The organism is Rhodothermales bacterium (assembly GCA_034439735.1).
In the GTDB taxonomy this organism is placed as follows: Bacteria; Bacteroidota; Rhodothermia; order Rhodothermales; family JAHQVL01; genus JAWKNW01.
In genome coordinates this window covers 13,258-35,413 of the sequence record JAWXAX010000236.1, presented here as the reverse complement: position 1 = coordinate 35,413, position 22,156 = coordinate 13,258, and the positions used below count along the sequence as shown (strand labels likewise).

General features: G+C 61.5%; 17 protein-coding genes. 12 read left to right on the top strand and 5 right to left on the bottom strand.

The annotated features are described in order from the left end of the window. Positions 1-89 precede the first annotated feature (89 nt). The 6 genes from uvrA (at position 90) to SH809_17140 (ending at position 10,227) form a co-directional block, all read left to right on the top strand. Positions 90-2,972 (top strand): excinuclease ABC subunit UvrA, encoded by a 2,883-nt coding sequence (uvrA, locus tag SH809_17165; protein MDZ4701446.1) that lies wholly within the window; start codon positions 90-92, stop codon positions 2,970-2,972. A gap of 256 nt (positions 2,973-3,228) precedes the next feature. After that, positions 3,229-4,431 carry a glycosyltransferase family 1 protein gene (locus SH809_17160; protein ID MDZ4701445.1) on the top strand — a complete coding sequence of 401 codons (1,203 nt, stop codon included), beginning with the start codon at positions 3,229-3,231 and terminating at the stop codon, positions 4,429-4,431. 127 nt (positions 4,432-4,558) lie between these two features. Then, positions 4,559-5,659 carry a glycosyltransferase family 4 protein gene (locus tag SH809_17155; GenBank protein ID MDZ4701444.1) on the top strand — a complete coding sequence of 367 codons (1,101 nt, stop codon included), beginning with the start codon at positions 4,559-4,561 and terminating at the stop codon, positions 5,657-5,659. A gap of 115 nt (positions 5,660-5,774) precedes the next feature. Beyond that, a complete protein-coding gene (locus SH809_17150) occupies positions 5,775-7,208 on the top strand; it encodes an alpha-L-fucosidase (protein MDZ4701443.1) in 1,434 nt (477 codons plus the stop codon). Positions 7,209-7,210: 2 nt separating this feature from the next. Further along, positions 7,211-9,454, top strand: coding sequence for a DUF5916 domain-containing protein (locus SH809_17145; protein MDZ4701442.1), 2,244 nt, complete (start codon positions 7,211-7,213; stop codon positions 9,452-9,454). Between the two features lie 17 nt (positions 9,455-9,471). Continuing rightward, a complete protein-coding gene (locus tag SH809_17140) occupies positions 9,472-10,227 on the top strand; it encodes an alpha/beta family hydrolase (protein MDZ4701441.1) in 756 nt (251 codons plus the stop codon). A gap of 13 nt (positions 10,228-10,240) precedes the next feature. Here SH809_17140 and SH809_17135 read toward each other — a convergent pair whose 3' ends face one another. The 3 genes from SH809_17135 to SH809_17125 all read right to left on the bottom strand — a co-directional run bounded on the left by SH809_17135 (position 10,241) and on the right by SH809_17125 (position 14,611). After that, positions 10,241-12,736, bottom strand: a complete 2,496-nt coding sequence (locus SH809_17135) for an MMPL family transporter (GenBank protein ID MDZ4701440.1) — start codon at positions 12,734-12,736, stop codon at positions 10,241-10,243. Positions 12,737-12,825: 89 nt separating this feature from the next. After that, positions 12,826-13,551, bottom strand: a complete 726-nt coding sequence (locus SH809_17130) for a DUF3047 domain-containing protein (GenBank protein MDZ4701439.1) — start codon at positions 13,549-13,551, stop codon at positions 12,826-12,828. A 112-nt stretch (positions 13,552-13,663) separates the two neighbouring features. Next, positions 13,664-14,611: a hypothetical protein gene (locus SH809_17125; GenBank protein MDZ4701438.1), complete on the bottom strand. Its 948-nt coding sequence runs from the start codon at positions 14,609-14,611 to the stop codon at positions 13,664-13,666. A 114-nt stretch (positions 14,612-14,725) separates the two neighbouring features. Here SH809_17125 and SH809_17120 point away from each other — a divergent pair, with 114 nt between their 5' ends. From SH809_17120 to SH809_17100, 5 genes are all read left to right on the top strand, one after another. Beyond that, positions 14,726-15,211, top strand: a complete 486-nt coding sequence (locus tag SH809_17120) for a hypothetical protein (GenBank protein MDZ4701437.1) — start codon at positions 14,726-14,728, stop codon at positions 15,209-15,211. A gap of 5 nt (positions 15,212-15,216) precedes the next feature. Further along, the gene (locus SH809_17115) at positions 15,217-16,122 is read left to right on the top strand and encodes a hypothetical protein (GenBank protein MDZ4701436.1); all 906 of its coding nucleotides are present in this window, start codon (positions 15,217-15,219) and stop codon (positions 16,120-16,122) included. 10 nt (positions 16,123-16,132) lie between these two features. Continuing rightward, positions 16,133-17,290 carry a glycosyltransferase family 4 protein gene (locus tag SH809_17110; GenBank protein ID MDZ4701435.1) on the top strand — a complete coding sequence of 386 codons (1,158 nt, stop codon included), beginning with the start codon at positions 16,133-16,135 and terminating at the stop codon, positions 17,288-17,290. A gap of 2 nt (positions 17,291-17,292) precedes the next feature. Continuing rightward, entirely contained in the window at positions 17,293-17,709 is a 417-nt protein-coding gene (locus SH809_17105; protein ID MDZ4701434.1) for a MaoC family dehydratase, read from the top strand. 106 nt (positions 17,710-17,815) lie between these two features. Next, the gene (locus SH809_17100; GenBank protein ID MDZ4701433.1) at positions 17,816-18,160 is read left to right on the top strand and encodes a pentapeptide repeat-containing protein; all 345 of its coding nucleotides are present in this window, start codon (positions 17,816-17,818) and stop codon (positions 18,158-18,160) included. A 1-nt stretch (position 18,161) separates the two neighbouring features. Here SH809_17100 and SH809_17095 read toward each other — a convergent pair whose 3' ends face one another. After that, entirely contained in the window at positions 18,162-19,541 is a 1,380-nt protein-coding gene (locus SH809_17095) for a sodium:solute symporter family protein (protein MDZ4701432.1), read from the bottom strand. A gap of 192 nt (positions 19,542-19,733) precedes the next feature. On the opposite strand from SH809_17095, the gene SH809_17090 reads away from it, so the two are divergent. Then, on the top strand, positions 19,734-20,495 hold the full coding sequence (locus tag SH809_17090; protein MDZ4701431.1) for a c-type cytochrome: 762 nt from the start codon (positions 19,734-19,736) through the stop codon (positions 20,493-20,495). A 7-nt stretch (positions 20,496-20,502) separates the two neighbouring features. Here the strand turns inward: SH809_17090 and SH809_17085 are convergent, their stop codons facing one another. Continuing rightward, a complete protein-coding gene (locus SH809_17085) occupies positions 20,503-22,062 on the bottom strand; it encodes an AbgT family transporter (protein ID MDZ4701430.1) in 1,560 nt (519 codons plus the stop codon). Positions 22,063-22,156: the final 94 nt, after the last annotated feature.

Sequence of the window (22,156 nt, the reverse complement as noted above, 5' to 3'; positions counted from 1 at the left end):
TTTCGCCCGAAATAGGATAGTCGGCCGGCATCTTATCGTCACTCCCGGCATACAAGAGGGTTGTTTTTAAGGCCAGTCATTCAACATGCATGTCCGAAGCGTCCGCCCTCATCCCATTTCCTGAAGCGCCGGCTGCTTCCCGGGCGTCGAACGAGGATCGCGAGCGGTCCAGACGCAGCATCGTCATTCGCGGTGCGCGTCAGCACAATCTCAAGAACATCGATATCGAGTTGCCGCGCGGCAAGTTGATCGTATTTACGGGACCATCCGGTTCGGGGAAGTCGTCCCTGGCGTTCGACACCATCTATGCGGAGGGGCAGCGGCGGTATGTGGAGAGCCTGAGTGCGTATGCTCGGCAGTTTCTGGAGCGGATGGACAAGCCGGATGTGGACCTGATCACGGGATTGGCTCCGGCGATCGCCATTGAGCAGAAAACCACCTCACGTAACCCGCGATCGACCGTGGCGACGCAGACGGAGATCTACGATCATCTGCGGTTGCTTTTTGCCCGGATCGGTAAGACAATCTCCCCGGTGAGCGGTCAGGAAGTGACCAAGGATTCACCCCGTTCTGCCGCCGAGACCATTGATCGTCAACTGGAAGATGGGGCTCGGTTTTACCTCTGCTTTCCGATTCCAGATCGCAAAGGGGTGCCGGCGAAGAAAGAACTGGAGGCCCTTAAACAGCGCGGCTTTTTCCGGATTCTGGCATTGCCGACGGACAAAAAGGCCCAGTCTGGCGGAGAAGAAACCATCATCGATCTCAATGAGACTGCGACGGACTCGGTGCGTACGGCACGCGAGCGGCTGCTGGTACTGGTGGATCGGCTCGCGGTGAAGAAAGGGGACGAGCCGACGCTATCGCGCATGGCCGACTCCATCGAGCTGGCGTTTCGCGAAGGCGGCGGGCGATGCGTGGTGAAGGCCAGGGACGGCTCGACGTTGACATTCAGCGAGACCTTCGACCGCGATGGGATCCGGTTCGACGAGCCTACGCCGCATCTATTTTCGTTCAACAATCCCGTTGGGGCGTGCAAGAAATGTCAGGGATTCAGTCGAGTGCAGGGGCTGGACGAGGACCTCATCATCCCCAATCCGGAATTGTCGATCCGACAGCAGGCGGTGGCGCCCTTTCGCTCGGCCAAGTGGGGCACGTATTTCAAGGACCTGGTCCGCATGGCCTCCGAGGAGAAGATCGACCTGGACATGCCGTACACCTTGCTTTCGCCACAGGCCAAACTCCTGGTATGGGCGGGCAAGGGAGGTTATGTTGGGATCAATGGCTTTTTTCAGTATCTGGAGAAAAACGCCTATAAGATGCACTACCGCATCTTCCACTCACGTTACCGGGGCTATATGCGGTGCCCGGAATGTAACGGGTACCGCTTGCGTAAGGAGGCGTTATACGTCAAACTCGCCGGCCACCACATCGGCGAGCTGTGTGAGCTGACGACCAGAGACGCCTCCGTTTTTTTCGAGGGCCTGACCCTTTCGCCGTACGAGGAGGAAGTTGCCGGCCGGTTGCTGGAAGAAATCCGGAAACGGCTGAAATACCTGGTGGAGGTCGGGCTGGATTACCTTACGCTCGACCGTCTCTCGCAGACGCTATCGGGCGGCGAGAGCCAGCGCATTAATCTCGCGACTTCGCTCGGCTCGTCGCTGGTCGGATCGCTCTATGTACTCGACGAGCCCTCGATCGGGTTGCATCCGCGGGATACCGGCCGGTTGATCAAGATCCTCGAGCACCTGCGCGACATCGGGAATACCGTGATCGTCGTCGAGCACGAGGCCGAGATGATGCGGCGTTCGGATCAGATCGTGGACCTGGGCCCGGGTTCGGGGAAACTGGGAGGCGCCGTGATGTTTCAGGGCACGTATCCCGAGATCCTGGTGGATGAGGTGTCGTTGACCGGAGCGTACCTGAGCGGGCGTAAGCGGATCGAGCCTCCGACCGACCGCCGGCCTGTGAATCCAGAGGACGTGATCGTCGTACGCAACGCGCGGCAGCACAACTTGAAGCGGGTCGACGCGACCTTTCCGCTCGGAATCGTGACGTGCGTGACCGGCGTGAGCGGGTCGGGCAAGTCTACCCTCGTTCACGACACCCTGTACCAGGGGCTGCGGCGGATCAAGGGCGAGCACGATGGCGAGTCCGGGATCGGAAAACACGATATCATCGAGGGGCACCACCTGGTGACGCATGTCGAGATGGTCGACCAGAGCCCGATCGGCCGCTCGCCGCGGTCGAACCCGGTGACGTATATCAAGGCGTTCGACGCGATTCGGGAGTTGCTGGCGGCGACGTCCCAGGCGCGGATCCGCGGCCTGCGTCCGGGCTACTTTTCGTTCAACGTCCCGGGTGGACGCTGCGAAACCTGCCAGGGGGAGGGCATCGTCAAGATCGAGATGCAGTTCCTGGCGGATCTGTACCTGGAGTGTGAAGCGTGCAAAGGGAAGCGGTACAAACAGGACACCCTCGAGATCACGTTTAAGGGGAAAAACGTAGCGGATATCCTGGACATGACGGTCGACGAGGCCGTGGCGTTTTTCGCCGGCCACACCGGGCTGGTTGAAAAGTTGACCGTGTTACGCCAGATCGGGCTTGGCTATCTGACGCTGGGGCAGCCGGCGAATACCCTTTCAGGCGGCGAGGCGCAGCGTATCAAACTGGCGGCTCACCTGGGAAAAACGACACATGAGCGGACGCTGTATCTATTCGACGAACCGACTACCGGGTTGCATTTCGACGACATCCGGAAGCTGCTCGGGGCGTTTCAGGCGCTGGTGGAAGCCGGCCACTCGGTGATCATCATCGAACACAACCTGGATGTCATCAAGAGTGCCGACTGGTTGATCGAACTGGGCCCGGAGGGCGGCATACGGGGCGGGTTTGTGTCCGCCGAAGGCACGCCAGAGGCCATCGCCGAAAACCCGAACAGCGTAACCGGAGTATTCCTGAAGCCGTTGTTGTGACGTGTAACAGGGAGGACCTGCGGCGCATCTGAACGGGACGAGACGCCGTATACGTGCAACGCCGTAAAGAAACATCGTTCGAGAGGGTACGTAGCGGTCGTCGTATGCGTCTAATAGGATATAGACGTTCGATGATCTCGTAGTCTACTGGAACGTTTACAGGCTTCCGGCATAGGCCACTTCGATCCCTGCGCCGAATGTCCATGCATCACCACGTGCGTACCCGGTACTGAAGAGTTTCTGTGCAACGAACCCGGTGACTCCCCTGACACCCAAGCGCATCGCCCTTTTTTCAGGCGCCTACAACCACATCGCGGACGGCGTTTCGCTGACGCTCAACCGTCTGGTCTCCCATCTTGAGGCGCGCGGTAACGAGGTGCTCGTTTTCGCGCCGGCCAAAGACACCCCTGCGCTCCCCTCGGCGCCTGGACGCATTATCCCGACCCGCTCCTTCCCGATGCCCGGCCGGCCCGAGTATTTGATTTCGCGCGGCCTGACCCGACACATGCGGGCTGAGCTAAAAGCCTTCAAGCCTTCGATTATTCATCTGGCCTCGCCCGATCTGCCGGCCATCGGCGCGATTCGGATGGCGAAGCGGATGAATGTACCGCTGGTCGCTTCGTACCATACCCACTTCACGTCGTATTTCGATTATTACCGGATGACGTGGCTCGAACCCGCCGTCTGGCAGTACCTGCGCTGGTTTTACGCGCAGTGCCGGCAAGTGTATGTGCCGTCCCAATCGATGGCGGATGTATTACGTGGGCACGGAATATCCGAGCGGCTGTATCTGTGGGAACGCGGGGTCGACACCCGTATCTTTAATCCATCGCGCCGTTCGCTGGATTGGCGTCGGCAGATGGGGTTTGCCGACGAGGACGTGGTGGTTTCGTTCGTGAGCCGGCTGGTGGTCGAAAAGGGGCTCGATACATTCGCTGCGGTCATAGAAGGCCTGAAAGCGCGCGGCATTCCGCACAAAAGCCTGGTCGTGGGTGACGGCCCCGCCCGGGCCGAATTCCAGCAGCGCCTCCCGGATACCGTATTTGCGGGTGTTCTCCGCGGAGAAGAACTTGGACGTGCCTACGCGTCGTCGGATATGTTCCTCTTCCCCAGCCATACCGAGACGTTCGGCAATGTCACCCTTGAGGCGATGGCGTCGGGATTGCCAACGGTTTGTGCGGACGCTACCGGAAGCCGCTCGCTGGTGAAAAACGGCGTTACGGGATACCTGGCCGAGCCACTCAACGCGGCGGCATTTCTGGATCGCGTCAGCAAGCTTGTCCAGAACCCGCTCCTGCGCACGCACATGGGGCACCAGGCTCTGGATCGCGCACGGGGATATGCCTGGCCCCTCATTCTCGCGAAAATCGAGAGCTATTACGAGGCGCTGCTGCATCCGGAAATCCCGACGCGTACGCTGGATCTGGCGCCTGCCGCCGCCATGGCCGGCAGCGTTTGAGACGCGCTTTCACGATTCAACCGTTCCTGGTATCCGCCGGCCGCCGTATGTTGCCGTTTGATGAATCGTGAACCTTCGATCCGGACAGTTCTTGCGCCTCCTGTTTGTCTCCCATTCCTTCCCACCCATGGATCGCCCCCTCGCCAACATTGGGGGGATGCAGCGTGTGGCGACTGAGTTGTTCGATGCGTTTGCGTCAATGGACGGCCTGGAGCTGAGCGGGCTGCTGTTGCGTACGTCCTGGCGGATGACCCATGCGCGGATCCCCGTTTTCCTGTGGCGAGTCCGACATCACCTGGCGCGTGTGGCGCGAGAACGGAGCGTGGATGTGGTCCTGTTTTCGTCCATGGTCACGGCTTCTGTCGCCACGCGGGTGCAGCCGGCGCTGCGTCAGGCCGGGATCCGAACGGCGGCGATCGTACACGGGCAGGATGTAACCACGCCGTTCGGACCCTATCAGCGTTTTGTGCCGAAGGTGTTTGACGCCCTCGACGCCGTCTTGCCCGTCAGCCGGGCAACGGGCGCCCAGTGTACGGATCGAGGGTTGTCCCCGGAGAAGCTGCACGTGGTGCCAAACGGCGTCAAGCTTGATCGGTTTGCGCCGCTCGGGGCCCGTCCGACGATGCGCCGGGAGTTGGTGCAGGCCCTCGGCGACCCGGCCCGTATGTTGCCCGAAAACGCACTGCTGCTGTGTAGTGTGGGCCGGCAGGTGAAACGAAAAGGGTTTGCGTGGTTTGTCGAACACGTCATGCCGCTGTTGCCGGCCAATGTACACGTCTGGCTCGCCGGCGAGGGGCCCGAGACGCCCATCATCCAGGCCGCCGCTCAACGGCTCGGGGTGGCGGATCGCGTACGACTGCTCGGCCGCGTGTCCGATAACGACCTCATGCGCCTCTACCGGGGCGCTGACCTCTTTATCATGCCTAACATACCGGTTCCAGGGACCATGGAGGGGTTCGGCGTGGTGATGCTAGAGGCCGGAATTAGCGGGCTGCCGGCCGTCGCCTCTCGGCTCGAGGGCATCCAGGACGTGATCGCCGAAGGGGAAAACGGCCATTTTGTCGAGAGCGGTGATGCCGCCGGATTTGTCCGGGCCATCCTGCGCTATGATCGGGATCGTGGAGCCCTGGAACTGGCGTCTGAACGGGCGGCATTATATACACGGCAAACGTATAGTTGGGAGGCGGTCGCGCGGAGATATGTGGACGTGCTGCGATGCAGTTGCTGACGTCCCCGGCCATGGGGTTGGCATAGACCGCCGGCAGAATTGGCGGGCAAGGGTACACATCCTACCGAATCGTTTAGTACTTTTGGTGACCTCTATTCCAGTAATCGGACCGATCATGTCGACCAGCCCGCTCGTCGTTTATTGCCTTCTGGCCTTGCTCCTGTGCGCTGCGCCGGTAAGCGCGCAGCAGGTGTCACCGCCCGCGCCGATCCTGCCCATCCCCACGGCTCGCCAGCTTGCCTGGCAGGAGGGCGGCATGCGGATGTTCGTGCATTTTGGGGTGAATACGTTTACGGATCGAGAATGGGGCGACGGCACGGAGTCGCCAGACCTGTTTCAGCCGGCGGGTTTTGATGCCCGCCAGTGGGCGCGTGTGGCACGCGAGACCGGGTTCTCGACCGTCATTCTGACTGCCAAGCATCACGATGGCTTTGCACTCTGGAATAGTCGGTATACCGATCATGACGTCGCGTCCAGTTCGTGGATGGGCGGAGGGGGCGACGTCGTCGGCGCACTGGCTGAGGCGGTTCGGGAGGAAGGACTCGGGCTCGGGCTCTATCTTTCACCGTGGGACCAGCACGAGCCGTCCTATGGCGACGAGGCCGGCTATAATGCCTTTTATCTGGCCCAGCTTCGCGAACTCCTCACGCAGTACGGGCCGATCACTGAAATGTGGTTCGATGGCGCCAAGGGTGAAAACGCAAAGGCGATGAACTACCACTTCCACGCCTTCTGGGCGACTGTGCGGCAACTCCAGCCCGGCGCCGTCCTGTTTTCCGACGCCGGCCCCGATGTGCGCTGGATCGGCAACGAACGGGGATTCGCCGGCGAGTCCAGCTGGTCGACCTTCGACCGCTCCAAGGTGAGCATCGGCGCGACCGGCATCGAGAAATACCTCAACGAAGGCGACGCCGACGGACCGGACTGGGTGGGGGGCGAATGCGACGTGTCCATCCGGCGCGGCTGGTTCTTTCATGCGGACCAGGAGCCCAAGTCCGTGGCCGACCTGATGGATATCTACTACAAATCCGAAGGCCGAAACTGCGTACTCCTCCTCAATATTCCCCCCAACCGCGCGGGGTTGCTGGATGACGCGGACGTGCGTCGGCTCCAGGAATTCAAGGCCGCGCGGGAGGCCGTGTTCACGAACGACCTCGCACGAGGCGCGACGGCCATGGTGTCCAATCAGCGCGGCGGCGACGACGCGTTTGGGCCGGCGGGCCTGTTTGACGATCACATGGAGACCTACTGGGCGACGGACGATACCGTGCGCTCCGCCTCCGTGATCGTCGATTTACCGGCCGGTCAGACGTTTAACGTCATCCGCCTCAACGAACCCATCCACCTCGGTCAGCGCGTACGGGCGTACCGGGTGGAAGCCGAAGGCGACGGGCAATGGTCGACCCTCGTGGAAGGTACTACCATCGGTTACCGGAAGCTGGATCGGATTGCGACGACAACCGCCGGCCGACTCCGCATCACCCTCCTCGACGCCCGCGGCTGTCCACTGCTGGCTGGTTTTGGTTTATATCTCGACACTGCTCTGTAATCATGCGTATCCTCCTCGCAAGCGCGTTGCTTGCTCTTGCTTCGCCCCTGGCCGTTCTGGCTCAACCGCAGTCCGCCGATCTGCCAGCGGTTGACAGCCTCCGCACACCCGATACCACGCCCCGCGAGGTGGTCGCCTTCTTCGTCGATACCCCGCCCCAAATCGACGGGCATCTGGACGAACCCTACTGGCAGACGATCGAGCCGGTGACCGGGTTTTTTCAGATCTGGCCGGAGGATGGCGCCGTGGGGACCGAACACTCCGAGGCACGGATCGCCTACGACCGGGACAACCTGTATGTCGCCTTCACCTTTTACGACGGCAGCCCCGAACTCATCCGGGCCAAGAATCTGGAGCGCGGCGGCCGAAACGACCGCGACGACCACGCCTATATCGGGTTAGATACGTTTAACGATAACCGGAATGCCTATCTGTTCGAGATGAACGCGCTGGGTACTCAGGACGATGCCACCATCTCCGACGAAGGTCTCACGCTCGACAGTTTTTCGTGGGACGCCGTCTACCGCAGCGAGACCGTGATCAACGAGAACGGATGGACCCTCGAGGTATCGATTCCCTTCCGGCAGCTTCGGTTTCCGAAGGGGGATGAGGTCGAATTTGGGCTGATGCTCTCGCGGATGGTGAATCGGAAGAATGAACGCGTTGTCTGGCCGCATATCGGGCTCGAATTCGGCACCAGCTTCACGGCGCTCGCCGCCGTTTCGCAGTACGGCACCCTCACGGGGCTGAAGGATATCCGTCGTGGAAAGAATATCGAGATCAAGCCCTATATCATCGCCGGCGTCCAGGAAGTCCGTCCTGACCTGGCGGTAGAGGCCACGGATGTCGACCTCACGCGCGACCTGGGGGTCGACTTCAAGTACGGCATCACCTCCAATCTGACGCTCGATCTTACGGTCAACACCGATTTTGCCCAGGTCGAGGACGACAATGTGCAGATCAACCTGACCCGCTTTAACCTCTTTTTCCCCGAGAAACGTGAGTTCTTCCTCGAGCGGTCCGGCCTCTTCGACCACGGGAATCCGCGATCTACCCAGACCTTCTTTTCCCGGCGCATCGGGCTTACTAACCAGATCCTGGGCGGTGGCCGGTTGACGGGACAGGTCGGGCGTTTCTCTGTCGGTCTGCTCAATATCGAGACCGGTGAGGAGATGAGGGACTTCCTGGGGACGAGCTCCGCTAATAACACCGTGGCGCGCGTTCGAACGGATTTTCTGACGCGTGGCACGGCCGGCGCCATTGTCACCAACTTCGAGGAGGCCGGCTACTACAACCGCGCCGCCGGCTTCGACGCGCAGTACCGGTTCTGGAGCTCAAGCGCGGTGAATGCCTGGTACACGAAGGTGTGGGAGAGCAACGGGGCACTGGACGACGCGGCCGGTCATGCGAGTCTGCGGTTGCAGAACGATCTATACGGGGCTGAGGCCGCATTCACGAGCGTCGGTGAAACCTATAATCCGGCGCTTGGCTTCGTCCGCCGGCGGGATATGCGGCAGTATGCCAGTAACCTGAATTATGCGCCTCTGGTCGCCATCAACGGGCTGCCTTTTCTGCGACGTCTGTATTTGAACGCCGACTTCGCGTATATCGAAGGGCAGGATGGTCGAAAACAGTCTACGGAAGGCGAGTACTGGGTACGGTTCGATTTGCAGCGTCGCGACTTCGTCCGGGTGTTTTACAACCGGCAGTTCGAGCGGCTTGAAGAGCCTTTTTTGATCACGCCCGACGCCGAAATCTCGGCGGGGGACTATGCGTTCGGGGAATTCGGCATCGTCGGCAACACGGATTCGAGCCGGCGGTTGTTCGCGGTCGCGTCGGCATCGCGGGGCGATTTTTACAGCGGTACACGCACCGACTTTGGAGGATCGATCGGATTCCGCCAGTCGCGGCATCTGACGCTTGAGTCGTTCCTCGAACATTCGATCATCAGGCTTCCAGTGGCGAAGGGCGCCTTCGAGGCGACAACGGTGTCGATGTCGATCCTGGGAGCGCTCAATCGCAAGCTGTTTGCCCGCGCATTGGTTCAATATGATAACTTCTCGCACGATCTGCAGGCGAACATCCGCATCAACTGGATCCACACACCGGGCAGCGACCTCTTTCTGGTGTTCAACACGTCGTCCCACTTTGCCCGGGGGGGCGACGTCCTGTTTGATCCCCGGCGAGACCTGCTCCTGAACGACCGGGTCGGGGTATTCAAGCTCACGTATCTGGTGATGTTGTAACGATGACCCTGACTTCCATGCGCCGCATCTTCCGTTTCACCCTACTTGGGATCTGGGGCGCCGTGCTGGGCTGGTTGTTTTATAACATGCAGGCGCGTGGCGTTTCGCCGGCGATGTTTCATACCAACGCTCGTGTGACGGTCGAAGCCACGGATGCCGGCTACTCCTTTACGCCGGCGCCCGACACCCACCGGACGGCGCTGGTGTTTTTCCCGGGCTCGATGGTCGAAACCGAGGCCTATGTGCCCATGGCGCGGGCGGCGGCTGAAGCCGGCTACAAGGTGGTGCTGATAGACGTGCCGCTGATGGCGTCGTGGTTTGAACGAGCACAAGAAAAGATCTATGGGCGGGCCAGGGCGTTTATGGCGGCGGATGCGGATCGCCGGTGGGTCGCCGGCGGTCACTCGCTGGGCGGGAAGTTTGCGCTGGCGTTCGCGCGCCAGGAGGCGGGGGCGCTCGACGGGCTCTTTCTTGTCGCCACCTCACATCCCCGCGAAGAGGACATGCGTTCGCTGACCATTCCGGTCATGAAAGTATATGGCTCGGAGGATGGCCTCGCTTCTGAAGATGAAATCGACACGTTCGGGATAAATCTGCCGGCGCACACGCAGTGGGTGCGCGTCGCTGGCGCCAACCACGCCCAGTTTGCCTGGTACGGGCGCCAGCTGGGGGATGGGCGGGCGTCGATCACGCGGGAGGTGCAGCAGGCGGCGTTGGACGATGCGCTGCTCACGCTGCTGGGCGCGGTGGAGGCGTCCGAAGCCACGCGTTAACGACATGGATGGATCAGGCAGCCGGCTGCCGGTTTTCCATCCACTGGAGGAGGGCCGGGAGGAAGATCATGGAGGAGAGGAGCGTGGCGCCGATGCCAACCACCGCGAGCTGGCCGATCGAGTGCAGCCCTGGATGGAAGCTGAGCAGCAATCCGGAGAAGCCAATCATCGTCGTCAGCGACGCCATTGAGACATGTTCGCCGGTCGAGCGAAGCACGTGCATGATGCTGCGCCGGCCTTCCTCGCGGTAACGGTGCACAATGTGGACGCCCGCATCGTTACCGATACCCAGCACAGCCGGCAGGACGATCAGGTTGTAGAAGTTGAGCTTCAGCCCAAAAAACTCCATCGCCAGCAGCATCCAGAGGACGCCGACTAAGAGGGGGACGGTAGCGAGGGCTGCCCAGCGGATCGAACGGAAGTTCACGTACATGAGGCAGAGGACGATCACGAAGGTGGCGAGGACCATCCATGGCGCCTCGGAGCGCATGAGCCGGAGCATGTCCGCCGCGACGAGCGAGGAGGAGCTGGCGTAATACTCCTTGCCATCCGACGTTTCCACGCGGCCGATGTCGTCCGAGAAAGCGATCGATTGCCGGCCGTCGGACAGGCCAACGGAGGGGTAGATGATGATGAAGTTGCCGATTTCCCCATTGCGAGACGTGAAGCGGTCCTTCAGGTAGCCCGGCACGACGCTCAAGTCGATCGGCGCGCTGGTCTGGGCCGAGCGCCGGAGCCTGGTGATGCCTTCCGATGAATCCGCGCTCAGGAAAGGGTCTTCCAGGCGCTCCCGCATAGCTTCGATGCGGCTGAGCTTGCGCTGTTGTCCTGCGGGGAGCGTGGGGAATCGTTCCTGCAGGCTTTCCACCTCGCGCACGGTGGGTGATATGGTATCCGCTGCGGCGCTCTCCCGGATAGTCTGGACGAGCGGCAGGACTTCTTCGGGGCGGTCTACGACGATATAGGCCGGATTGCGGCGCTCGCCGTCATTGTACACGCGGTTGATGTAATCGCGACGGGCGTTATAGGCTTCGTACGTGGGTTCGAGCGTGCCGAAATCGTATTCAAAGGCAACACGCGGTAAGAAGAGGAGTGCGAGGACGACGGCTGAAACACTGACGGCCAGGATCGTTTTTACAGCGGGAAAGGGCGCATAGCGGGTAGAAATTGTGGCTGCTTCGACCGCGCCGAAGTGAAGCAGGCCGGTGCGTTCGAAGACCGAGATGAGTGCCGGCATCACCAGCAGCATGGCCAGCAGCGCCAGAATGATCCCCGTGCCGGCGATGAAGCCAAACTCGCTGAAGCCGCGGAAATCGGCCAGCGTAAGTGCATACATGGCCGCAGCGGTCGTAAGGGCGCCTACCGTTATGGCCTGCCCGGTGCTGGCGAAGGTATCCTCGGCCGCGTGGGGCATGGATTTGCCCTTACCGCGTTCCTCGGTGTACCGGGCGTAGAAGTGGATGCCGAAATCGATCCCAAGGCCGAACAGAACCAACCCGAGGGTGGACGTCATCAGGTTGAGCGTTTCGAAGGCGACATAGGCGATACCGAACGTCCAGGAGAGGCTCATCAGCAGCGGGATGGCGATGAGGAGGGCGAGGACCGGTATACGGGCGGCCTGGCGAAGCAGGATGGACCATGAAAATCCGCCGTGTTTCTGGGCACGATAGCCTTTGTAGAGAAAATAAAGCACGACGACGAATAACACCGTGAACACGCCAGCGCCGAACGAGCGCCGCACGTCATTCGTGATGGCCGAGATTTCGGTGTATTGACGGAGGAGTCGGCCGGCGGTGACGACCTCCATGTCCGGGTGGAAGCGGGACGGGTCGAGTTCGGCGATGACCCCATCGAGGTCGGCATAGACGCGTTCGATGAACCGGATGTTGGTGGCGGAGCCCGTAGGGATGAAGCGGAGGACCAGCGTCGTGCTGTCGTCCGAAATCGGGTAGTCATTCCCGACGAGGTCGTCGTACACCTTCTCCATGGCCTGGGCCGTCGAGTCGGGCTCGGGTTCTTCCTCTTCATCTTCCAGGTCGAAGAAGAAGGGATTGGCTGCGAGGCGCGATTCCTCGATCTTATCGTCGATGAACGATTCGAGCTGATCGAGTTCAGCGTCCGTGGCAAAGTAGAGCGCGTTGTCCTTCAGGAAATCCGTTTCATGGCGATAGTCGACTCGCGAGAAGTCCGGCTCTCCGCCTTCCTCGTCACGAAGCGCGAGGGCGCGGGGGATGAACTGCTCCGCGAATTGTCGGTTGGCTTCGAACGAGGGGCTGACGATGGCGACATCGACTCCGCTTTCGCTGCCTACGGTGTCGCGGAGGCGCTCCAGGGCCTGTACGCTGGGGTAATCGTGTGGGAGAAGGTTGGCAAAATCGGTATCGACGCGGAGTAGCCGGGCGTTGTACAGACCCAACACGGTAAAAAGGCCGGCGATTGCGAGGATCCAGAGCGGATGCTGGACGGTGAATCGAATGAGCGGTCGGAGCGCTTCAAAAAATCGGTGCATAGTCCTCCTGGTCGTTGCCGGCGGTATGATGGATTACATCCAACCCGTTGTGGGAGGATGCGGGACGCCGGGAACGGGCGCCGTGGCTGTCACGAGCCCGGCACGAGCGTGATGTTGTCGAAATCGCCTTCGCCGAAATCCCCGGTGTTGTCCGAATCGCTCCAGAGGCGGATCGAAAGCGGCCGGTGGGGTGGATCATCGCCAAATACAGCGCGGTAATCGTCGATCATGTTGCGTTCCATGCGCATCCAGTGACCGAAGCCTTCGGCGCCATTGGCTACGACGATGACGCGTAACTTGTCTTGTTTGAGCACCGTGCCAACCGGCAGTGAAGAGCTGTAGGTGTACTTGATCCCTTTCGGCCGTTTGATGATAAACCCTTCGAACGAGAAATACACGTATAGGGCGATGCCGGTATCGTTCGTTTGCTCGGAATCCTCACGGGCGTTTTTCGGGAGTTGGAGGGCGCGCCAATCCCACCGGAGCACGGGATGGGTACGCAGGTCCCAGTCGAACCCATCCTTTTCGTTCGCCATGGTAAGGTGAACGGCCTCGTCGTGGGTATAGGCCCGCAGAAAGTTGTTGCCAGGATCCTGGGTCACATAAAACTGCTCGTTCGGCCGCATATGGCTCGGATCGAGCCATACCAGTTCTTGTTCCTGGAGGTATTTCCAGCGGGTGGGCAGGCTTCCGTCGGAGTAGGACTCGAAGTCGTCGATAGTGATGGCCTCTTGAGCTGACGGCGCAGCGGATCGGGGGATTAAGCCGGCAAGCGCAAGCACGAGGCTGACCGGCGTAAGTAACTTTCCAACCATGGTGTGTTGTCTTCTCGTTCAATCGGGGAACGGACGCGCAACTGAGGGACCAATCATGTGGTGGTGGTGTGCTGGTTCTAGGGCGAAGGGTCCACCGTTGTTTCCGGACCTTCTAAAAAGGCTCTTTTTCGGCAGGTTTTTGGCCGATTCTACGCATCGAGAAGTAGGTAAAGAGGCTCAGGTTGAGCAGCTTGTCGACAGCGCTCGAAACGGCCAGCATGCTGAACATGGCGGCCTGGGAAATGCCCAGCATGGTGGACATTTCCACGCCGATACCCAGAAAGAGGAGATCCTGGCTGGGTACGATGGGAATACGGCTGAGGACGAGGGCGGCAGCGGCCAGCGAGAACCAGACCTGCAGCGGTACATCCGGCATCGCGAGGCTCCACTGGGCGATACGCAGCGCCTGGCCGGCGAGCAGACGCGCGCACTGGATGGTGAACACGGTGAGTGCCAGCCGGCGGGGCATGGCAAAGAGGTAGTGGCGAAACCGGATGGCGAGAGGAATGATGACCAGCAGTCCCACGCCGGCAGCAAGCGTAATGGATAGTGTCCGCTGACCGAAGAGGTCCTTCAGGCGGATTTCACCGGCGGAAAGGTAGAGCGCGACGAGGCCGATGGCGACGAGAGTGGAGGCGACGGACGAGAGAATGTTGTGGTCGCGGACGGTGCGCAGGACGTCCGCCAGCGGTAGTCGGAGCTGTTTCTGCGCCCAGCCGGCGAAAAACACCTCCCCCGAGTAGCCCAGTACATCCTGGTTGTAGATGCGCTTCTGAATAAACGCCGGCATCCCGAACCAGAGGGATCGGCCCCAGGCCTGGCTATAGGTTAACACATCGGTGAGGGGGATGGAGAGGTAGACCAGCAGGCCGCAGAGGTAAAACAGCGGGTGGGTGGGCATCGCCGCTGTGATATGGCCCCAGCCGATGTCGCGGAGCGTCTTGATCAGGTAAATAAAGATGCCCAGCGTGAACACCACACGAACGGCGCGGATGGTGTGGCGCCCTGCGCGCGTGGCGGCGAGGGCGGACCATCGGTCGCGAAGCGTGGGTTGTTGCATGCTGATTGACTCCTTCGCCTCCGCGGGCGCTGTTTACAGAAATCTGATGTATTCGCCAGGGATCCGGCCGGAAGAAAGGCGGTACATCACGTATCACCGAACCCCCTTATCCATATGCGCCCCGCACCACTTGTAAGAGCGCGCCGGCTGCTGGGAGGAACGATTGTCGTTTACGCCCTGCTGGTCGCCACGCACCTGGGTGAGTTCTGGCCGTTTAGTATTTACCCCATGTTTTCGCAGGGAGGGCGGACGTGGACTCGCGCCATCGTGCGAGATGTCTCCGCCGTACCGGATTCGCTGCTCTGGCACACGGTCTCGATTGACGACCTGCCTGGCGAGGCGTTCCCGATCAATCCGACGGGAGTAAATCAGAACGACGTCGCCAACTTCGTCGCCAAATCGAGCACCTGGAACGCCGATCGGGTCGCTGCGTTGCGCACCATCTTCGGAGAGGCGACGCAGGAGCGATCCCTCCTGGTGATGCGGGTGCAGGGCCGGCTGGTCGACCAGGACGAAGTCGAGGTCCACTATACGCCGTTCATCTTGCTGGCTCCCGACACGACTCGGTTTAACCTGTCCCTCGAGCTTGCTTCCAATTGAACGCCATGGCTGCCTTCTCAGAGAACCTGTTTGGCTTCGATCGCCCGCTCACCTCCGGGGAATCCCTCCACCACCGGGCGTTCGAGGCCTTTGTGGTATATTGGGTCATCTATTTCGCCTGGAGCTGGGGTCTGTACATCGACAAGATCAGCGACGTGGTGCTTCCGCTGGGCATCGCTGAATATATCGACATCTCCTTTATGTTCAACGGGCCGGCGGCGTTGGTGAACGCCGGCCTGATGACCGGGACCGTGCTGATGGGGTTTTTTGGCATCTGGAGGTACGGTTATCTCGCCAGCCTGTTGTTCATGCATGTCCAGTACGTGGCGCGTTTTTGCCTCGGGGAGATTTCGCATGGTTCGAACATCGCCGGCATCTGCCTGCTGGGTCTGGCGCTCGGGGCACTCGCCTTCGAAACCCGCACACGGTCCTTACGTTTTGCGATGGGCTTCGGCTATTTCACGCTCGGGCTGGGGTATACGTCGGCGGCGTTGTGCAAGCTGATCGGCACCGGGCCCCACTGGGTCGATGGCAGTCACCTGTGGATGTGGATCGCAGAACGTACGGTGGACACTTTTTCAATGACGGGGGCCGTGGAATTTGGTATGTTGCAGGAACTGGCGCTGGCTTCTCATTCGCTGGCTACCGCCATCCTGGCATTCGGTCTGCTCACGGAATTGTTTGGATTTCTGACCTGGTTTCCACGCGCGCGTCCCTACATTGCCGCGCTTCTATTTTCGATGCATGTAGGCATCCTCCTCACCATGAACATCAATTTTCCGGCCAATAATGTGGCGATCCTGGTGTTGGGATTCCCGTGGGACCGCTGGGCGAACGCGGCTATGCGGGGGATCCCGGGCCTCGCGCAGCCGCTTCGCTTGACCGGCGGCCTGGAGTCGCAGGAAGGATGAGGAGGACCTGATGCGGTTGTTGTTTGTCACACAGGATTTCCCCCCGGCGCTGGGGGGGATCCAGACGTATGCCGGTGAGCTGGCGCGACGGTTCGCCGGCTGGACGGACGACTTTGTCGTCCTTGCCCCGGACTACCCCCGCGCCCGGGAACTCGACGCCCTACTGCCCTTCGATGTGCACCGAGTATCCTCCAGCAGCGATTGGTTTCCCTTCCACGCAGCCCGCCATGCGGCGCGCCTCGCGCGTCGGCGCCGGCTCGACACGGCGTTTTGCGCGCAGTGGTTTTCGGCCCTGCCGGTGGTGCTGATGCACCCCTTTGGGACGCCGAAGCGCCTTTTCGTCGCGGTACATGGCCGCGAGATTCTTTTTGAGCCGAACCGGGCACCCGGATTTGTGCGGGCCGGCTACAACGGGCTACGCCGGCGCGTCTTCGCCGAAGCCGAGCGCCTCTTTCCGGTCAGTGGCTATACGGGCGATCTCCTGCGCGAAGCGGGGGTCGATGCCGGCCGCATCACGGTCGTGAACAACGGCACCGACCCGGCACTGTTCGCCCCACTCGATCCTACCGCCCTTCGCGATCGGCTCGGGCTCAACGGCAAAGTGGTGCTGCTGACCGTCTGCCGCCTCGTCGCTCGTAAAGGGGTCGATACCACCCTTCGGGCGCTGCCGGGTGTCTTGCACGAAGTGCCGGATCTGATCTATCTGGTGGTAGGCGACGGCCCCGACCTCGCCCGGCTCGAAGCGCTCGCCGTATCTCTCGGCATCGAGTCGCACGTGCGGTTTCTGGCGGGGGTCGACTATGCCGCCATCGTACAGTATTATAACGCGGCCGATGTCGTCACCATGCCCTGCCGCGGCGAACCGCCCGAGGTCGAAGGCTTCGGCATCGTATTCCTCGAAGCCAATGCCTGCGAAAAACCCGTAATTGGCACGTATTCGGGCGGCATTCCGGATGCGGTACGCCACGGGGAGACGGGCCTGCTCGTCGAGCCCGGCGACGTCGAGGCGCTGACGGCCGGCATCCTCCGTCTGTTGAAGGACACGGACCTCGCCCGCCGGCTGGGCCGGCAGGGGCGCGAGCGCGTCGTGAAGGAGTCGACCTGGGACGCCGTCGCCGAGCGCATATTCAGCCAGATGACCACCCCCACCCGAATCGATACCCATTGATAATGCACACCTACGAAAGCCTCAAGGTCGGCGATACCTTCTCCTTTACCCGCACCATCTCCCAGGCCGATGTCCAGGCCTTCGCCGACGTGTCGGGGGATGACAATCCGCTGCACATCGACCCGGCGTTTGCCGCGACGACGACATTCGGCAAGCCGATCGTCCACGGGGTCTTTTTGCTCGGCATCGTATCAAAAGTGCTGGGCCGTGATTTTCCGGGCGCCGGCAGCGTGGCCGTGGCCCTGTCCGCCAAGTTTCTGCGCCCCGTCGTCGTTGATTCCGAAATTACCGTGGAGGTAAAGATTGCCGAAAAGGTGGAGAATCGAAAACACATCCGCGCCAAGCTATACGTATACAGCGGAGGCAAGATGTGCGTGGGAGGCGAGGCGACGCTGATTCCGCCCTCTACCGCCGGCTGAGGCCGCCATGGCACGCCTGTTGTCCTTCCGTACCTGTTGCGCGTGACGGGCGCGGCCCTCGGGGCCGGCGCCGTCGCTTTCCTTCCATCAACGCGAGAGGTACGGTATGACACATGTCGAACCTGCCATTGCCGAGGATCGGCTCTATCAGCTTATCCGGCTTCGGCTGATCAAAGAGTTTAACACCCAGCGTGCCGGGTTTCCGAGCTACGACTTCACCGGTATGGACTTCCGCGGGCTCGACCTGCGGGGGATCGATGCCGAGAATATCGACTTCGGAAACGGCTACTTCCGCCAGGCCGACCTGCGAGGCCTGGATCTGCGCACCTGCAACCTCGAAGGGGCCAGCATCCACACGGCCAAGATTTCGGGTGTGTACTTCCCCGAGGGGCTCTCCGCCGACGAGATCCTACTCTCACTCACTCACGGCACTCGCATGCGGTACCGTTGATTCACCCCGGGGCCTTTGCCCACCGGGCGGTTACTTGTGTCTCTACGAAGGCCGCCGCCGCATACCCACCGCCGGCTGCCAGCAGGGATACTATATAGGGATACGACGTATCGAGGACGTAGGCCCCCAGCACCCACGCACTGATTCCCAGCAGAAGCGCCTTCATCGCGCTGTAGACCCCGCCCCAGGGGATAAACAGGCTGCACACGATGATCACGAACAGCCCGGCGCTGCCGAACGCGGAAGCCTCCTCCACCAGCGCGTAGACGCCTTCCGCGTGGATCGCCATGATGTACGCCAGCACACCGAATCCAGCCACCGACGCCCGCGCGATGATCACTTTCTGGCGCTCGGTCAACCCCGGACGCAGAGGGACGATGATGTTGTGCGACAGGAGGGAAGCGGCCACCAGCAGTACGCTATCCACGGTGGATAAGATGGCAGAAATCAGCGCGCCGTTAAACAGAGCATACAGGACTGGCGGAAGGTACTGCCGGGCGACAAGGGGGAGAAGCTGTTCCGGATCTTCGAGGCCGGGCATAAGCGAAGCGCCGATCAGTCCGATCGTGACCGGAATCAGCCCGATGAGCAGGTAGACCCCGCCGGCCATGAAGGCCGACCGTTGGGCGACCTGTGGAGACCGCGCCGCGATAGCGCGGGTGAGCAATTCAGCCGCCGTGACTGATCCGATCACGGGAATCGCCCAGGTTTCGAGCACCTCCAGCCAACCCACCTCTGGCCCGCCAAAGAGCTGCAGCTGTTCCGGTTGGATCAACGCGCCGATGCCGGCGCTCTGGTTGCCGGCGACAATCACAAAAAGCGTCACCAGGCCGGCGATGAGCACGATGCCCTGCACGAGGTCCGTCCAGGCATCCGCCAGCAGGCCGCCAAACATCGTGTAAACGATGACAATGCCGGCGGCGATGGTGATCGTCAACGTCACGTCTATCCCCGATGTCGCCGAAAGCACCTGACCAAAGGCGCGGATCTGCGCGGCGGCCCAGAACATCGATCCAGGAATCATGAGCGCGATCGCCGTGCGTTCGACGGTGGTCGAATAGCGCTGCCTGAACAAGTCGGCGAGGGTCGTCAGCTTGCGCTTCCAGATCGGGACGGCGAAGACCAGACCCATGAGTAGGATGCACAGGGCGTAGCCGAATGGGTCCGCGCTGCCGCCGGAGAGGCCGTCGGTGTAGATAGCGCCGGCGGCGCCGATGCAGGTTTCGGCCCCGAACCAGGTGGCGAAAAGCGTGAAGGTGGTGAGCCCGTAGCCGAGGCTCCGGCCGGCGACGAGGTAATCCTCCTCTGTCTTGATGCGGCGAGAAATATAGGCCCCGATGCCCAGTTGCATCAGAACGTAACCCAGGATGGCTAGCAGCATGAAATCCATAGACAACACGGCTTGACGGGAATGTGCCGGAATAAAATGAAGCCGCGGGATAGTTGCCATCCGCCGGCGGGGCTTTTCGTGGGATGGGGCATCCGTGCGTGCCTTGAATGGGAGCGGGAGAGGGCTTACCTTGAGTGTTTGTACTACGTCTTACCCATCGTCACGCCCATCACGCACACGTCCATGCTCCATCGTCTGATACAGCGCATCGTTCTCATGAGCCTTGTGTTCGCCGCCCTCGTTACCGTCGTCCAGGCTCAGCCGGGTCCTGGCGGGCAGGATGAGAAAGCTGAAAACTTGAAGGTATTGCCCGAAGACATGCCGCTTCCCGAGGTCCGCCGTGTCATGCAAGGGTTCACGCGGGCGCTGGGCGTTCGCTGCCTGTATTGCCATGTCGGCGAAGAAGGCAAGCCCCCCTCGACGTTCGACTTCGCCTCGGACGACAAGGAGGTGAAGGAGGTCTCCCGCGTGATGATGCGGATGGTGCACAGTGTCAATACCGACTTCATCGCGGAGGCGCCGGGTGAGGGCGAGAAGCTGAACGTGACCTGCGAAACCTGCCACCGCGGCGTGACGCGGCCGGCCTTGCTGGAGGACATGCTGGCCGATTATGTGTCGGAGAAAGGCGTCGAAGAAGCGGTCGTTGAATACCAGCGGCTACGCGAACAGTACCTCGGCGGGTTCTCGTACAACTTCCAGGAGCCGACCCTCGTCCGCCTTGCCCAGCAATTGCTCGACGCCGAAAACCCGGACGCGGCGCTGCGCTTCCTGGCGATGAACGCCGAGCTCTTCCCGACCTCAAGCCAGACGTACGCGGTCATGGGCGAAGCCTACGTCGCCAAGGAGGACACGCCGGCGGCGATCCAGAGCGTCGAAAAGGCGATCGAGCTCAACCCGAACAACGGCCGGCTGAAGGAGTGGCTGGAGGAGCTGAAGCAGCAGTGACACCCCCTCACGGCGCCGGGTACGTATAAAATGCCCCGAGGCCGAGCGGGATGCCGAGTGTCCAGTAGAGGATCAGGAAGGCCGTCCAGCACACCAGGAATACGACCGTATAGGGCAGCATCATCGCCGTCAGCGTGCCGATGCCGGAGGCTTTTACGTATCGCTGGCAGTACACCACCACGAGCGGGAAGTAGGGCATCAGTGGGGTGATGATGTTGGAGGACGAGTCGCCGACGCGGTAGGCGGCCTGTGTGAGCTCGGGTGAGATGCCCACCTGCATCAGCATCGGGACAAAGATGGGCGCGAGGAGCGCCCACTTGGCCGAGGCGGAACCGACGAACAGGTTCACGAAGGCCGTCAGCAGGATGATGCCGAGGATCGTCACCCAGCCCGGCATCGCCAGTGCTTTCAGCAGCGACGCCCCCTTGAGCGCCAGCAGCGCGCCGATGTTCGACTGGCCGAAGGCGTACACGAACAGCGAACAGAAGAAGGCCATCACAATGTAGTAGGACATCCCGTTCATCGACTTCGTCATGGCATCGACCATGTCTTTCGACTTCGTGAAGACGCCGGCGACGTACCCGTACACCACTCCGGGGATAAGAAAAAGGAGGAAGATGAGGGGGACGATCGACTGCATGATCGGCGCCTGGAACGAGTTCAGCGATCCGCTGGCGTCGCGGAACGGGGAGCCCGTTGGCCACATCGCCAGCGCGAGGCCGGCGAGGCCGATCCCCATTGTCGCGACCGCCCACCAGAAGGCTTTGCGTTCGCGCGGCGCGATCACGTCCATCGCCGGCGCCCGCTCCGCGTCCGCATCGACCGGGCTCGTCCGGTTCAGCCGGGGCTCCACGATACGATCCGTCACATACCAGGCAAGGCCCACGATGAGCAGGCTGGAGATGGACGTGAAGAAGTAGTTGCCGAGGGGATTCACGAGCACGGTGGGGTCGATGATCTGCGCGGCCGGCTGGGTAAAGCCCTGGAGGAGCGGGTCCAACGCGCCCGGCACCGGGTTGGCGCTGAATCCCCCCGAAACCCCGGCGAAGGCCGCCGCGATGCCGGCCACCGGATGCCGGCCGGCGGCGTAAAAGATGATGCCCCCGAGGGGGATGACGAGCACATAGCCGGCATCGATGGCGCTGTGGCTCAACAGGCCCACAAACACCACCATCGGCGTGAGCAGGTTCACGGATGTGCGCTGCAGGAGCAGCTTGATACTGGTGTTAAAAAAGCCGGCCTGATCCGCCACGCCGACTCCCAGCATGGCCACCAGCACGACCCCCAGCGGCGCGAAGCTGGTGAAGATGGTCACCATGCTGGCCATGAAGGTTGTTAGCGCGGACCCCGTCAGCAGGTTGTTCACCCGGATACCCTCGCCCGAGCGCGGGTCGATGTCGGTGAACGCAATCGGTGAAAGCAGGGCAGAGAGCACCCACACGATCAGCAAGGCGATGAGGAACAACATCGAGGGGTCGGGCAGCTTGTTGCCTACGACCTCGATGCCGGTCAAGAAGCGATTGAGAAGGCCCGATGGGGCTTTCTTCGTGGTGTCGGTGTCGGCCATGAGGATCTCTCGGAACCTGGAAGGAGGGCGTGCTAGCTTAAGATTCTTCCCCGGCAAATCCAAACTAGGGCGTTGGGTGTGTGATGTAACAGGG